Source organism: Kordiimonas lipolytica (genome assembly GCF_001550065.1).
The window spans coordinates 1-14,985 of record NZ_LRUB01000017.1; the positions used below are offsets into that span (position 1 = coordinate 1).

Consider the following 14,985-nt stretch of genomic DNA (forward strand, 5'->3'; position numbering starts at 1 on the left):
CCGCCGTCATCATTGGCACCGCCGTCATCATTGGCACCGCCGTCATCATTGGCGCCACCGTCATCATTGGAGCCGCCGTCATCATTGGCACCACCGTCGTCATTGGCACCACCGTCGTGGTTGGCACCGCCGTCATCATTGGCACCACCGTCGTCGTTGGCACCGCCGTCGTCATTGGCGCCTGGGCCGCTGTCATCAGGCAGGAAGTCATCTATATCGACGATGCCGTTCTGGTTCAGGTCAACCCATGAACCGCCGACGATTGTGTCGTCTCCGGCACCGCCAAAGAGGGTGTCGTCGCCTTCCACGTCATCGGCGCCGTCGCCATCACCGATCAGAAAATCATGGCCGCCGCCACCACCGATAATGTCGTCACCCTGGCCACCATAGGCCTTGTCATTACCGTTGGCGTCAGACCCGGCCCAGATGAAGTCGTCGCCGTCGCCACCATCAATGGTGTCGTTGCCGTTGAAGCCGGACAGCGTATCGTCGCCACTGCCGCCAGCCATGGTGTCGTCATCCTGGCTGCCCTTGACGCGGTCGTCACCCCCGTCATCCCCGTCGTCTCCATCGCCCACGACTTCTTCCCATTCTGCGTCCTGCGCAGCTTCAAGGGCGTCGCGTTCGGCTTCGTGGGCTTCCTCCAGCGCCTGATAGTCCGCCTCCTTGGCTTCTTCCAGCGCTTCCCATTCTGCATTCTGTTCTTCGTCTAGGGCATCAATCCGGCCATGTAGGTCACCTTCAAGGGCATCCCATTCGGCTTCATGCGCCTCTTCAAGGGCATTCCATTCCTCTTCCTGAGCTGCGGCAAGATCAGCGATAGTCGCCTCATAGTCTGCCTCGAACTCAGCCAGTTGGGCTGCATGGTCTTCTTCCTGAGCGGCCCTCAGGGCGTTCTGTTCTTCTTCGAGGGCATCATCGGCGGTGCCTGCCGCCTCGGCTGCGGCCCATTCGTCAGCCAGTTGTGCCTCAAGGGCTTCCCATTCTGCGAACAGGGCAGCATCAAGCGCGTCATAGGCTGCGTCCAGCTGCTCCTTGAGGGTAAGCATTGCTGCCTCATGCTCTTCTGCAAGCGCCGTGGTTTCCGTTTCCTGTTCGGCGGCTAGTGCCTCGAGCGCGGCGTGCTTTTCTTCGTACAGGGCGTCCCACTCGGCCGCATGTTCGGCCTCAAGGGCATTGATGGCCTCATTCCATTGGGCGTCGAGGTCAGCATGTTCCTGTTCCTGCCGGGCCTCTAGTTCTTCCCACTGGGCTTCATGTTCGGCCTTAAGGGCTTCGATTGTCTCATCACTGACATCATTTTCGTCGTCATGTGCTTTTGGGGAAATGCCAGCAGTGCTGGCCGCCAACGGTGACGTTGGGGTAATAGATGTGATCACGTGTGCCTCCTACTATGTGCCTGTTTAGGCGGCTATGTTTTTGCCTGAAGGCACATCTTGTAGGTGGGCAATTAAGAAAACGTCAAATATTACAAACACTTAATTTATAAGTGTTGTAAAATTTATGTAGAATTTTCAGGGATCGGAGGCCCTAGGGTCAATCAATGATTTCGCGCTCGTAAACGCCCCAAAGGTACCGCCGTTCGATCCAGCCTTCCGTGCCATCTATTTCCAGCCGGCACCAGATTCCGTCACAGGCCTGCACTTCTCCGATCACGCCTGCGTCGGCGATCAGGCGCGCGGGGGACGCGGGGCTCGGGTCTTCATAGAGTTTGCGGGTGGTGCCGATGATCATGGCTGTCCGGCGGGACGACAGAAGCGACACATGCATCCATCCGGTCGTGCCCTCATGGTCGCGTACCTTGCGCCAGGCGCGGTGCTCGTCGATCACCTCCAGCGGCAACCGGGTGCGCTCATAGACCCACAGGATCGGGTACTGGCGACCGGGGCCGGTGCGCATGAAAGCCTTGCTGGCGGCGAGCGAGATCAGCCGCGGCAAGGGCTGACCGCTTTCACCGACGCGTGGCGTTTCACTTGCCGTTTGGGCGTGTGTAGGCAGGGATTGCGACAGAATCCCGCTGAAAAGTATCAAAATCGACAAAAAGCGCAGCATTACACCCCTTTCCCCGTCGCTTGGCGTTTGAACTGGCCTCCACCTTCTGGTACTAGATGCGCATGGTCTGAGGCAAGCTCTCTGTCTCGTGGTTCTGAAAAAGGTAATGAAGGCCCATGGCTCAAAAAGGAAACCGGCAGCGTACCAAGGTTGTCGTCACGCGCAAGTTGCCGGACAATATCGAAACCCGCATGGCGGAGCTTTTTGATGTGCAGCTCAATCTCGCGGACAAGCCGCTTGGCAAGGAAGGCCTCATGAAGGCTGTGCAGACGGCGGACGTTCTGGTGCCGACGGTGACCGACAATGTAGATGCGGAAGTCATTGCGGCGGCAGGCAAGAACCTGAAGATGATCGCCAACTTCGGTGCCGGTGTGAACCATATTGACACCAAGGCAGCGCATGAAAAAGGCATTGTGGTAACCAACACGCCGGGCGTGCTGACGGAAGACACGGCAGACCTTGCCATGGCGCTGCTTTTGTCCGTGCCACGCCGCCTTTTCGAAGGCGAAAAAATCCTGCGTGCAGGTGAATGGACCGGCTGGACGCCCACCTTCCTGATGGGGCACCGCATACAGGGCAAACGTCTTGGCATTATCGGCATGGGCCGAATCGGCTCTGCGATTGCCCGTCGTGCCAAGGCCTTCAACATGGCTGTGCACTATCATAAGCGCACGCGCCTGCCGGAAGACGTGGAAGCGGAACTTGAAGCGACATATTGGGATGATCTGGATGAGATGCTCAGCCGGATGGATTTCGTGTCTGTCAACTGTCCGCTGACAGATAAAACCCACCACCTTCTGGACCGCACACGCATGAAAAAGCTGCAGCCGCACGCCGTGATCATCAACACCGCCCGCGGTGAGATCATTGACGAGGAAGCTTTGGCGGACCTGATTGAGGTGGGACGTATTGCAGGCGCTGGCCTTGACGTGTTCGAACAGGAACCCGAGATCAACCCGAAGCTGCTGGAGCTCGACAATGTTGTGCTCTTGCCGCACATGGGCTCAGCAACCGTTGAGGCCCGCATGGCCATGGGCGAGAAGGTGCTGATCAATATCCGCGCCTACGCAGACGGCCACCGGCCGCCAGATCGGGTAATCCCGAGCTAAAATAGAAACAATGTCGACCGCACCTGATGTGCGGTCGTTGCCCATCGGGGCCAACAACAGTCACAGTATGAGTTAGAAACGGTTATGACCGACCAGAAGAATATCCGCAATTTTTCGATCATTGCGCACATTGACCACGGCAAGTCCACGCTTGCTGACCGCCTGATACAGAATACCGGCGCGCTGACCGACCGGGAAATGAAGTCGCAGATTCTCGATTCGATGGATATCGAGCGCGAGCGCGGCATCACCATCAAGGCGCAGACCGTGCGGCTGGAATATAAGGCCAAGGACGGCCAGAATTATACCCTGAACCTGATGGATACACCCGGCCACGTTGACTTTGCCTATGAAGTCAGCCGCTGCCTGGCCGCGTGCGAGGGCTCTATCCTGGTGGTGGACGCCAGTCAGGGCGTTGAAGCCCAGACGCTGGCGAATGTTTATCAGGCCATCGAGAATGATCACGAGATCGTGCCGGTCCTGAACAAGATTGACCTGCCTGCCGCGGAACCTGACCGCGTGCGCCAGCAGATCGAGGACGTGATCGGCATTGATGCCACGGAGGCCGTTGAATGTTCCGCCAAATCCGGCATCGGTATCGACGATGTGCTTGAAGCTATTGTAACAAAGCTGCCAGCCCCAGAAGGTGACCCAAACGCGCCGCTGAAGGCCATGCTGGTGGACAGCTGGTACGACGCCTATCTGGGTGTGATGGTGCTGGTGCGTGTGATCGACGGCAAGATCAAGAAGGGCCAGACCATCAAGATGATGGCGGCAGATGCCGAACACAAGATCGAGCGTGTTGGTGTGTTTACGCCCAAGGGCGTAATCGTGCCGGAGCTCGGCCCCGGCGAAGTGGGCTTTATCACAGCGTCGATCAAGGAAGTGGCCGACACCCATGTGGGTGATACCATCACCGATGTCGCCAGGCCGTGCACTGAAGCCCTGCCGGGCTTCCAGCCCAGCCGGTCGGTCGTATTCTGTGGCCTGTTCCCGGCTGATACAAGTGAGTTCGAACGCCTGCGCGACGCCCTGCAGAAACTCAGGCTCAACGACGCCAGCTTTGAGTTCGAGATGGAATCGTCCGCGGCGCTCGGTTTCGGGTTCCGCTGTGGCTTCCTTGGCATGCTGCATCTGGAGATCATTCAGGAACGCCTGCTCAGGGAATTCGACCTTGAGCTGATCACCACCAGCCCGAGCGTGATTTACAAGATCCATAAGACCGACGGCACAATGGTAGAGCTGCACAACCCGGCCGACATGCCGGATGTGGTGCGCATCGACCATATCGAAGAGCCCTGGATCAACGCCACCATTCTGGTGCCGGATGAGCACTTGGGTGCTGTGCTGAAGCTCTGTGAAGACAAGCGCGGCATCCAGGAAGACCTGACATACGCCGGCACACGCGCGATGCTGAAATACCGCCTGCCGCTTAACGAAGTGGTCTATGATTTCTATGATCGGCTGAAGTCCGTCAGTCGCGGCTACGCGAGCTTTGACTATGACCTATACGGCTATGAGCAATCCGACCTGGTGAAAATGTCGATCCTGGTGAACGGCGAGCCAGTGGACGCGCTTTCGATGCTGGTTCACCGCAGCCAGGCTGAAGGTCGGGGCCGGGCGCTTTGTGAGCGCCTGAAGGACCTGATCCCGCGCCAGCTCTTTAAAATTCCGATCCAGGCGGCTATTGGCGGCAAGGTGATTGCCCGCGAGACCATCTCTGCCATGCGTAAGGACGTGACGGCCAAATGTTACGGCGGTGACGTTACCCGTAAGAAAAAGCTTCTGGAAAAGCAGAAGAAGGGTAAGGCGAAGATGCGCATGTACGGGAAAGTGGAAATCCCGCACAACGCCTTTATCGCTGCGCTCAAGATGCGGGAAAACTAGGTGGTTGAAGGCATCGATATCCAGAAGCTCGCGGCTCAAGCAAAGGCGGGTGACGCTGACGCCCAATATAAGATGGCAGCCTACCTGTCTGGCGAAGGCCAGAAAGACGCCGCGATCAAAATGCTGCGCCAGGCCGCGACCGCTGGTCACCTTGATGCCCGGTTCACGCTTTCGAACTTCATGCTCTCGGGCCATATGGTTGACCGCGATGTCAGCCACGCCGTTCAGGTTCTAGCCCAGGCTGCGGCCAAGGATCACGAAGCGTCCATGCGGCTGCTGTCTGTGTTGAAGGCCATGGGCCATGGCTGTGATGCGGATTGGCCGGCGGCTGTGGCGCTTCTGGTTACCGGTGCACGCAAGGGCCATATGCTCGCATTGGCGGAGCTGGCGCTGTTGCGCGAGCTATATGGATTTGAAGATGACCTCAATACAGCGCTTCTTTTGGCGGCTGCAACCCGCGGTAATATTATCGCAGCCATGCAGCTTGTCAGCCGTCACCTGAAGGGGGACGGCACCATTGAAGCCGGGCTTGCCAAACAGTGGACAATGCAAGGGCGCCAGCTTGGCCACCCGCTTGCCGGCAACCTTCTGGTGCGCTTTGAAGGCGCCACTGCCGCGGCGCTGCCTGAGCCAACGGAGCTGCCGAAAATTCCGGAAGATATCCTGTCTGACCTCGCGACTGCGCCAGAAGCGCTTGCGCGCCCGCAGGCAAAAGTGGAACTGGATCGCCCGCATGTGGAAACGGTACCCGGCCTTATCGGGCCGAGCCTGTGCGAGCATATCATCGCCTCGTCCGCGCCAAGCCTTGCGCCCGCGCGGGTGGTGGACCCGAACTCGGGCGAGCTGCGCGCCGATCCATACCGCCATTCCTACAATATGACCTTCTGGCCCGCAGACCTGGACCTTGTTCTGCATGCCATCGGGGCGCGCATGTGCGCCGCCGCAGGTGTTGCGCCTGACCATGGTGAGATGCTGAGCGTGCTTTACTATCAACCCGGCATGTACTACGGCCCGCACTATGACTGCCTGGTCCCGGGTGCTGACGGCCAGAATGCGGAACTTGAGCGCAGCGGCCAGCGGCCAAAGACGGTACTGATTTACCTGAATGACGGTTATGAGGGTGGCAGCACAAGTTTTGTCCGCGCCGGATTCGCTCACAAAGGCGGCGTTGGTGACGCAATTGTGTTCCAGAATGTACTCGCAGACGGTGAAATTGACGAACAATCGCTGCATGAAAGCACGCCTGTGACGGCTGGGGTGAAGTGGATCGCTTCCAAATGGATCAGGGAAAAAAGCTATCAATTTTAAGGACTTTTGCTCTTTTCTTGATAGGCCTGATATGGGACAAACGAAAAATTTTTTCGCCAGATTCCAACTTTTTGATTTTTCGAGACTCTGTTTACCGGTTGTTAACAGGCTTCATTCTATAAAGAGGGTGCTGATACAGCCTAATAGCTCCCTTGATCTGACTGTGTCGCGCGGAACCGCATGTCCTCCCCCGATTGCGGTTCCGCTTTTTTATGCACGCAGCTTTTTTCCGATTGATGCGCCTTCCTCTTGCATGTAGCCCGAAGATGACTTTGAATAAGCCCTGATAACAACGGCAGGTCTGGTATGCGTTTGATTCAGTTGATCATTTTGACAATGTCTTTGGTGGGCACGCTTGTGCTGGCTCCGCATGCCGTCGCGCAGATACAAGGCGATGGGGCCGATCCGCGTCAGCTCGCACATGACATTTATGTGGGTGTCAACCGGGGCTCGCCCCCGGCGGCCGTGGCGCTCAAGCTTGCCGAAGTGATTCAGGTGTACCGATTCCGCTGTACCCGGGTGACTGACTATCAGGTTTTTGTTTCGCGCCCGAATCTCTTGGATATCAAGGCAAAATGCAGTGGGGACCCGCTTTACGGGGTGACCGTGGCGTCGAACGGTTATGTGGCAGTTTATGGCGGTAACGGCATTCTTGGGGCGCTCGACCGGCGCGACGGGTTGATCTACAGCTTTTCGGCCTCGGGTGAGATGGAATCCGATTCGCGCCTGACGGCAGATCAGGCGATCGACGAAACCGTTGAGCGCCTGCAACTGGGGGACGGCTTGAACCTTTGGTATATTCTGGCGATGTTCGCGGTTCTGCTGGCCATCTTCATATTGATTGCAGGGGTGTGGCTCAAGATGTGGCGCCGCCGCACCACCAAGGAGCGGCAGCGGCGCAAGGTCAAGCCCATGGCACGGCACACGATTCAGGCCACAAGCGATATCAAGGATATGCTGCTGAAGGAAAGCACGCGCGTTGCGGCCAATATCTACAAGCACCCGTCAGGTATTTTCATTGCCCGTGGCAAGCGCGGTAAACGTCGGTTCTACAGGTCACGTTTCTGGGCGGCAATGTATCGGTCTCTTGGTCTCAGGATGTTTGAGACCAGCGCCCCGCAACTGATGAATGTCGAGATTCTGGGGGCAGATGCACAACCAGAAGACGGACGTCGGGAAGACTAGCGCCGGAAAGGCGGGGTCCAGTCCAGCCCTGTGGTGATGGCGATCAGGTGGGCGGCAAAGACAAAGAACCCTACAATCCCAAGGAACTGGATATAGAAAGGCGGCACCAGGGAGACCGTGCCCAGCTCGTGTTTCTTTTCGCGCCAAAAGCCGAAGGCCCAAACCAGTACGCAGGCTGCAAGGCCGATAATCGTTTCTTTAACTGACATAATGCTAGTCTGTCTGCGGTGAGAAATCGGGCTTGCCGAAATGGAAGCCTTGGGCGAAATCTACTCCCAGCGAACGCAGGAAGTCTGCCTGGAAGCGGTTTTCCACGTGTTCGCCGATGGTCTTGACACCAAGGTCATTGCACAGGCGCACGATCGACAGAAGGAAAGTTGGCCGGTAACCCGGTGTGTTCATGTCTTCCACATAGGAACCGTCAATCTTCACATAGTCCACATTGAAGGCTCGCAGATACTGGTAGCCCGCCGCCCCTGCGCCGAAATCGTCCAGGCAGATGCGGTAGTCCATGGCCTTCAGGTCATTGAGGATGGCTTCAACCTTCTCAAGATTCTCAATGGCGGCTGTTTCGGTCAGCTCCACCAGGATATTGCGGGAGGCATCCTTGCCGGCGGTAAATTCTTTCATCAGCTGGTCAGTATAGCGGCTGTTGTCCAGCGTCCGCCCTGAGATGTTGACCGCAAGCGTCAGCGGGTTCCCCAGCTTCTTCATCTTCTTCACATAGTCGATCGCCTTGTGGCACAGGGCGATGTCAAACTCTTCGATGATACCCACTTCTTCGGCGAAGCGGATGATATCCAGCGTGCTCTGGTCGCCCATGCGGTCGTCGAACCGGCTCAGCACTTCATTGTGATGCACTTCGTTCGTCGACAGCGAATAGACCGGCTGGAATGCCATCTTGAAAGTCCCTGTCTCGATCATATGGCGCATGCCAACCACGCGGCGCTGGGCTTCGGACGCCATATCTTCATAGGCCGTGGATAGCGATTCGAAATCCACTGCTCCCGGGTCTTTTACAAACTGGTTCAGCACGTAAGTGAGGGTCCTCAATACCTGGTCCTCGGTGCCTTCTTTCGGGATGTCGGAGGCCACCGTTGAATAGGCGGTCTTCAGCGTGACGTTTTCATCAACATGCTCAAGGGTGCTGCCCAGGTGCGATCCGTCCGATTTGGTGCGGTGCAGGAAAGCAAAATGCTTGTCGCCGATCTGCCCGGCAATCTCGCCGTCCACCGAAAGTGTCTTGAGGTGCGCGGCCACCTGCTTGAGCAGCGTCCGCATATATTTGGGGCCGAACTTCTTCTTGGCATCCTCGATGCCTTCCACTTCGACAGCTGTCATATAAAGATTGCTGCCGACCGGGTTGTCTTTCATGGTGCGCGCCGCCAGTTCCATGAAGCTGTCGCGCTGCAAGAGGCCGGTTTCCGGATCGGTCATATTGTCCGTACCGCCGCCGCCCAGGGGCGCGGCCCGAAGCGCCAGGAAAGTGTGGCTGTCATCGCCGGGCATCTTCAGCGCAAACAGCCGAAGCGCCAGGCTGCGGCCACCATGCGAGATGAAACGTAGCGGAATTGGACCGATTCTACCCTTGTGGTTCAGATGTTGTTGAAGCGCCGCATAGACATCGCGGTCGTCTTCATCGATCTGGTTGATGATCGGTTCACCAATCAGGCTGCCTGCGTCTGTGCCCACGCGCTCTGTGGCGCCACCCTCGAAAACGATCTTGCCTTTGTCGTTGACCTCGAAAAAGATCTCGGCAGCGGCAAAAGCAAAGGCGACGAAGCGTTCACGTTCTTTTTTGATTTCTTCAATAGGGCCGGACATAGCGTTCCTGTTTGGCGTCGCAGCTTGTGCTGCGAAAAATTCCTACCCCCTTCCTTCTATTGCTATTCGGGAAAGGTAAAGGATTTATCATGAAACCACTAAAAACTTATCGCGCTTGTGATGCAAGGACAAGCTCTGCTAGGTTTTCGGACAACGAATTTACCTGACTGACAAGGGGATATAAGAAATGCGTATCACGGGGACACTCACGGCGGGCTTTCTGTGCGCTGCGGTCATGGCACCGATATCTGCGGCAGCCGATGAAGACGCCAGAAAATTTGAACTTTCAGACATTTTCAATCTGGAATATGCCACCGGCCCACGGCTGACGCCGGACGGTGAGGCTGTTGTGTATGAGCGCCGGTCGCTCGATATCATGACAGACAGCACCCGGTCCAATATTTGGCGTGTAAACCTGGATGGCAGCGGTCACCGCCCAGTGCTGTCGGGCAAGGCCAGCTACCGCATGCCGCGTTTCTCATCAGACGGCAGCCGCATGGCTTATGTGTCGTCCGTAGAAGGCAAGAACCAGATTTACGTGCGCTGGCTGGATACCGGGGAGACCGCCCGTGTGACCGACCTGCAGTATGGCCCCGGGTCGCTTTCCTGGTCGCCCGACGGCAGCATGATCGCTTTCACCATGTTTGTGCCGACAGACGCCAAACCGCTCTATAGCCTGCCACCCGCCCCGAAGGGGGCAACTTGGGCTGGGCCGGCCAAGGTGGTTGACCGGGTGACCTACCGGGCGGACGGCGCAGGCTATTTGCCGCGCGGCTTTACCCATGTGTTTGTGGTGCCGGCTGACGGCGGCACCCCGCGTCAGGTAACAAGCGGTGACTATAACCACGGCGGCGCGCTGGCCTGGACCGCTGATTCGCAGAATATCATCTTTTCCGCCAACCGCGTGGAAGGGTGGGAGCTCAACGGCCGTGAATCCGAAATCCACAGCGTGAACGTCGCTTCGGGTGACATCACGACCCTGACGAACCGCAAAGGTCCGGACGTTGCGCCCCAGATTTCGCCGGACGGCAAGCTGGTCGCCTACCTGGGCTTCGACGATGATGGCCTCTCCAGCAAGAATGCCCAGCTTTATGTCATGAATACAGACGGCAGCGGCAGCCGCGCCCTGTTGCCGACGCTTGATCGCGGTATCGGTGAAATCCAATGGGCGCCCGATGGCCGCGGCATCTTCTACAGCTATGACAATAACGGCAAGAGGCTGGTGGCTTATGTAAACCTGGTGGGCGGTGGCCGCGTGATGACCGATGCGGTTGGCGGCACCACGCTGGGTCGCCCCTACACCAGCGGCACGTTCCGGGCCACGGCTGATGGCCGCGTGGTCTTTACCCAGTCGCGCACCGATCGCCCGGCTGACCTGGCGGTGGTGGACCGGATATCGAATGTCACCACGCTGACAGACCTGAACGGCGACGTGCTAGGCCACCGCGCGATGGCGAGCGTGGAGGAGATTTCCTTCCCAGCCAGCGTTGGCGGACACCAGATACACGCGTGGGTCGCCAAGCCCGCTGACTTCGACCCGTCGAAGAAATACCCGCTGCTTCTGGAAATCCACGGTGGCCCGCACACGGCCTATGGCCCGCAGTTCTCCGCCGAAATTCAGGGGTATGCCGCTGCCGGCTATGTTGTGGTCTACGGCAACCCGCGGGGCAGTACTTCTTATGGCGAATCTTTCGCCAATGAGATTCACCAGAACTATCCGTCGAACGACTATGACGATCTGATGGATTCGGTGAACCAGGTCATCGCCCAAGGTTATATCGATGAAGACCGGATGTATGTCACGGGTGGTTCCGGCGGCGGCGTGCTGACGGCCTGGATTGTCGGCAAGACAGATCGCTTCCGCGCAGCCGTGGTGGCCAAGCCGGTGATCAACTGGACCAGCTTCGTGCTGACCGCCGATTTCAGCCCCTTCTTCACCAAATATTGGTTCGACGGCTTCCCATGGGAAAACCAGGAAAACTACTGGAAACGGTCACCGCTCAGCCTTGTCGGCAATGTGAAGACACCAACCATGCTGTTGACCGGCGAAGAGGATTACCGCACGCCCATGTCGGAAACTGAGCAATATTACCAGGCGCTGAAGCTTCAGAAAGTCGATAGCGTGATGGTACGCATCCCGGGCGCTGGGCACGGTATCGCTGCCAAGCCGTCTAACCTGGTGCAGAAGATCGGTAACATTCTGGCCTGGTTTGACAAATACAAACCGGAAGCCGAAGCCGACTAGCGGCTGAGGCATAAGGAATAGGAAAGGGCGTCATTCGGCGCCCTTTTTATATGTTGAATGCGGCCGATGGTCCCAGCCGGTTGACATAAAAGCCCTGCCAATCAAGGATTGGTCGAACGCACCAGCCGATACCGGGGGAGAACCGATGGCAGGAGAGCAACAGGCGCACCAGCCGGTGGAGATGCTACACCCGCGGTCGCTGAAATATCTGAGCCGCTATCTGCGCATCTTGGTGCGGGGTCGGCTGTGGTTGCAGGTGGTGATCGGCATGATCGCGGGGCTTGTGCTGGGCTATGGCCTCGGGCCGACAGCCGGTCTGGTGCCAGCCGACATTTCCGCCACCATTGTCAGCTGGGTGGCGCTGCCGGGGCATCTGTTCCTGGCGCTTATTCAGATGATCGTGATTCCGCTGATTTTCGCTTCCGTCATCCGCGGGCTGGCAGCCAGCGAAAATATGGAACAGCTCAGAAGCCTTGGCATGCGCATCGTGCCCTATTTTATCTGCACCACGGCGATCGCCATCACCATCGGGCTGGTGGCTGCGATGGTCATCCAGCCCGGCCATTATGTAGACGCTGAAACCGTGCGCGCCACGCTTGGTGGCCTGCCGCAGGTCTCTGCGCCCGTATCGGCTGAGATCATCGGTATCGGCGACATACCTGAGAAGATACTGGGTATCCTGCCCACCAACCCGCTTGTCGCCATGACGGACATGGACATGCTGAAGGTGGTGTTGTTTGCCGTGATTGTGGGCGTGGCACTGGTGCTGATGGAACCCGTGCAGGCCAAGCCGCTTCTTGACCTTCTTGGGTCGTTGCAGGCGGTGTGCATGACCGTTGTGCGCTGGGCGATGCTTTTGGCGCCATTCGCAGTTTTTGGCCTGATGACACAGCTGACCTCCAAGATTGGGTTTGATGCCCTTTTCGGCATGGCCGTTTATGTGCTGACGGTTTTGGCGGGGCTTGGCGTGCTGTTTCTTTTCTATATGACGGTTGTCACGCTTGTGGCGCGCCGGAACCCGATTGAGTTTGTGGGCCAGATCAGGGAGCTGCTGCTGCTGGCTTTTTCCACCTCAAGCTCGGCTGCCGTGATGCCGCTGTCGATCCGCACGGCGGAAGACAAGCTGGATGTCCGGCCCTCCATCAGCCAGTTTATCGTGCCCATCGGGGCCACCATCAACATGGACGGCACAGCACTTTACCAGGGCGTGGCTGCCGTATTTTTGGCGCAAGTGTTCGGTGTCGATATCGGCCTTTCTGGCTATCTGCTTATTGTCCTAACGTCTGTTGGGGCCTCCATCGGCACACCCGCCACGCCGGGGGTGGGGATTGTGATCCTCTCGATGGTGGTTACATCTGTTGGAATTCCGGTTGAGGGCATTGTGCTGATCATGGGGGTGGACCGGATTTTGGACATGTGCCGCACCATGCTGAATGTCACCGGCGATATGGTGGCCTCCACCGTGATGGACCGCTGGGTGGGCGGTGCGCGGCCGCTGCAGATGGAACTGGCAGCCGAAGCCCGGCGCGAAAGTATCCGCCGCGAAACCGGCGAAGACATCATCATCACCAAGCATTAAAAAAGGCGCCCTGCGGCGCCTTTTTCTCGTCTTTCGATAGGTCTTTATTCCGCCATATAGGCGACGTCGCCCTTCACCACAGTCAGGATGGCCTTGGTTTTCGGGATATCCGCCGGGGTTGCCGTCATGATATCGCGGTCGAAGGCCGTAAGGTCCGCATCCTTGCCCACGGTGATGCTGCCGAGCCGGTCTTCAGCAAAAGCGGCATAGGCAGGCCACAGGGTAAACATCTTCAGCGCTTCAGTGCGGGTGACCGCTTCTTCCGCGTGCCAGTTTTCACCCTGGAAACCCTTCAGGTCATGGCGGTGAACAGCAGCGTAAAATTCAATCATCGGATCGCCGCGTTCAACAGGCGCGTCTGACCCGCCGGCAACCACGGCGCCGCTTGCAATGAGGCTTGACCAGGCATATGCGCCCACGAGCCGGTCGTCACCCAACCGGTCCGGTGCGAAATGCAGGTCGCCGATCGCATGGCTTGGCTGCATGGACGCAATCACGCCAAGTTCAGCATAGCGCGGCAGGTCCTCCGGGGTCACGATCTGGGTATGCTCGTCGCGCCAGCGCGGGTCTGCAATGGCGCGCTCTGGCACAGCCACATCCTCAAAGGCTTCTTCAAACCAATTGAGCACCAGGCGATTGCCGCGGTCCCCGATGGCATGCATGGCGATCTGGATACCAGAGCCGAGCGCTTGGCGCAGAAGCGGCATGGTTTCGTCCTTGGTAGTCAAGAGAAGGCCGGAAGACGCGGCGTCGCTGTATGGCTCGAGGAGCGCCGCCCCGCGGGAGCCAAGCGCCCCGTCCATGTAAAGCTTGATGGTGCGGGTGACGATGCGGCCGTCCGCATTCTGGCGCATGCCGGAGGCGAACAGGCTTGGGGCATCCTCTGGCTCAATGGCGTTATAAACACGGATTTTCACATCGCCAGCGTCCGCGAGGCGCTCAAGTGCTTCCACTCGTGTCATGGGCACGGACATATTGTGAAGCCCGGTCCAGCCATACTGGGCATAGACGTTCGCACCGGTCACCAGCGCACGGTCAACGTCTGCTTGGGTGGGGGCGGGAACAAGGCCGTAAACCAGCGGCATGGCAGCATCGACCAGCATGCCTGTGGGTTCCCCAAGAGCGTTTTTGATGATCTCGCCGCCATAAGGGGCTTCGGTCTCACCTGTAACACCCGCCATCTCAAGCGCTTTCGAGTTGGCAACAACGGCATGGCCGTCAGCCCGGGTCAGGATCACCGGAATGTCGCCGACCACTTCGTCGATGTCCCAGCGTGTTGGGAAGCGTTTTTCCGGCCAGTGGGTTTCAATCCAGCCGCGTCCCACGAGCACGCTTGGTTGTTCTTTCGCCCGCCAGTCGGCAACCGTCTTTTTCACGGCTTCGAGAGAATCAATACCTTCCAGGTTCAGCGTCAGTTCGCGTTCGCCGATGCCGTGCAGGTGTGCGTGGGCATCCACGAAGCCCGGATAAAGGGCTGCGCCGTCGAGCGACAGCACAGTGGTAGTGTCCCCCACAAGGGCCTCCGCTTCAAGCCGGGTGCCGACATGGATGAAGACACCGCCCTTGATGGCAACGGCTTCAGCCGTGGGGTTGGCGTCATCTGCGGTGTAGATGGGGCCGCCCCAGATGACCATGTCGGCGACAGGCGTGGCGGCGGGTGCATTTGTTGTATCCTGCGCGAACACACCTGCTGCGGCAGTGCCAACAAGGGCAAAAAGGGTGGCAAATAGTCTGATGGGGCGCATGGTGCATCTCCTGATCTGAGACCATCATGCTATGGCTGCAAAAAGGAGTGT

At 58.3% G+C, this 14,985-nt stretch carries 10 protein-coding genes and 1 pseudogene; 6 read left to right on the forward strand and 5 right to left on the reverse strand.

Translation table 11 applies throughout. The features are described from left to right. Together KORM41_RS08010 and KORM41_RS08015 are read right to left on the reverse strand one after the other, a co-directional pair. Positions 1 to 1,379: pseudogene (locus KORM41_RS08010) on the reverse strand (hypothetical protein); the annotation flags it as partial. 157 nt (positions 1,380 to 1,536) lie between these two features. After that, on the reverse strand, positions 1,537 to 2,052 hold the full coding sequence (locus tag KORM41_RS08015; RefSeq protein WP_068143235.1) for an SH3 domain-containing protein: 516 nt from the start codon (positions 2,050 to 2,052) through the stop codon (positions 1,537 to 1,539). Positions 2,053 to 2,168: 116 nt separating this feature from the next. Here KORM41_RS08015 and KORM41_RS08020 point away from each other — a divergent pair, with 116 nt between their 5' ends. From KORM41_RS08020 to KORM41_RS08035, 4 genes are all read left to right on the forward strand, one after another. Next, positions 2,169 to 3,161: a 2-hydroxyacid dehydrogenase gene (locus KORM41_RS08020; RefSeq protein ID WP_068143237.1), complete on the forward strand. Its 993-nt coding sequence runs from the start codon at positions 2,169 to 2,171 to the stop codon at positions 3,159 to 3,161. A gap of 84 nt (positions 3,162 to 3,245) precedes the next feature. Further along, positions 3,246 to 5,048: a translation elongation factor 4 gene (gene lepA / locus KORM41_RS08025; RefSeq protein WP_068143239.1), complete on the forward strand. Its 1,803-nt coding sequence runs from the start codon at positions 3,246 to 3,248 to the stop codon at positions 5,046 to 5,048. Continuing rightward, complete coding sequence (locus KORM41_RS08030) at positions 5,049 to 6,356, forward strand: 2OG-Fe(II) oxygenase (protein ID WP_068143241.1); 1,308 nt, start codon at positions 5,049 to 5,051, stop codon at positions 6,354 to 6,356. Between the two features lie 336 nt (positions 6,357 to 6,692). Beyond that, a complete protein-coding gene (locus tag KORM41_RS08035; RefSeq protein WP_231727043.1) occupies positions 6,693 to 7,541 on the forward strand; it encodes a hypothetical protein in 849 nt (282 codons plus the stop codon). Here the strand turns inward: KORM41_RS08035 and KORM41_RS08040 are convergent. Further along, positions 7,538 to 7,750: a hypothetical protein gene (locus tag KORM41_RS08040; protein ID WP_068143245.1), complete on the reverse strand. Its 213-nt coding sequence runs from the start codon at positions 7,748 to 7,750 to the stop codon at positions 7,538 to 7,540. The genes KORM41_RS08035 and KORM41_RS08040 overlap by 4 nt on opposite strands. Positions 7,751 to 7,754: 4 nt before the next feature. Then, the gene (locus tag KORM41_RS08045) at positions 7,755 to 9,365 is read right to left on the reverse strand and encodes an EAL domain-containing protein (protein WP_068143247.1); all 1,611 of its coding nucleotides are present in this window, start codon (positions 9,363 to 9,365) and stop codon (positions 7,755 to 7,757) included. A gap of 187 nt (positions 9,366 to 9,552) precedes the next feature. Between KORM41_RS08045 and KORM41_RS08050 the strand changes: the two genes are divergently transcribed. Together KORM41_RS08050 and KORM41_RS08055 are read left to right on the forward strand one after the other, a co-directional pair. Further along, entirely contained in the window at positions 9,553 to 11,610 is a 2,058-nt protein-coding gene (locus tag KORM41_RS08050) for an alpha/beta hydrolase family protein (protein ID WP_068143249.1), read from the forward strand. 145 nt (positions 11,611 to 11,755) lie between these two features. Further along, entirely contained in the window at positions 11,756 to 13,189 is a 1,434-nt protein-coding gene (locus KORM41_RS08055; RefSeq protein WP_068143251.1) for a dicarboxylate/amino acid:cation symporter, read from the forward strand. 44 nt (positions 13,190 to 13,233) lie between these two features. Here the strand turns inward: KORM41_RS08055 and KORM41_RS08060 are convergent, their stop codons facing one another. After that, the gene (locus KORM41_RS08060) at positions 13,234 to 14,934 is read right to left on the reverse strand and encodes an amidohydrolase (RefSeq protein ID WP_068143252.1); all 1,701 of its coding nucleotides are present in this window, start codon (positions 14,932 to 14,934) and stop codon (positions 13,234 to 13,236) included. Positions 14,935 to 14,985: the final 51 nt, after the last annotated feature.

Excerpts from the sequence above, each read along its gene's own strand:
- KORM41_RS08015 (WP_068143235.1), bottom strand. The coding sequence starts at position 2,052 with ATGCTGCGCTTTTTGTCGATTTTGATACTTTTCAGCGGGATTCTGTCG.
- KORM41_RS08020 (WP_068143237.1), top strand. The coding sequence starts at position 2,169 with ATGGCTCAAAAAGGAAACCGGCAGCGTACCAAGGTTGTCGTCACGCGC.
- lepA (WP_068143239.1), top strand. The coding sequence starts at position 3,246 with ATGACCGACCAGAAGAATATCCGCAATTTTTCGATCATTGCGCACATT.
- KORM41_RS08035 (WP_231727043.1), top strand. The coding sequence starts at position 6,693 with ATGTCTTTGGTGGGCACGCTTGTGCTGGCTCCGCATGCCGTCGCGCAG.
- KORM41_RS08040 (WP_068143245.1), bottom strand. The coding sequence starts at position 7,750 with ATGTCAGTTAAAGAAACGATTATCGGCCTTGCAGCCTGCGTACTGGTT.
- KORM41_RS08045 (WP_068143247.1), bottom strand. The coding sequence starts at position 9,365 with ATGTCCGGCCCTATTGAAGAAATCAAAAAAGAACGTGAACGCTTCGTC.
- KORM41_RS08050 (WP_068143249.1), top strand. The coding sequence starts at position 9,553 with ATGCGTATCACGGGGACACTCACGGCGGGCTTTCTGTGCGCTGCGGTC.
- KORM41_RS08055 (WP_068143251.1), top strand. The coding sequence starts at position 11,756 with ATGGCAGGAGAGCAACAGGCGCACCAGCCGGTGGAGATGCTACACCCG.
- KORM41_RS08060 (WP_068143252.1), bottom strand. The coding sequence starts at position 14,934 with ATGCGCCCCATCAGACTATTTGCCACCCTTTTTGCCCTTGTTGGCACT.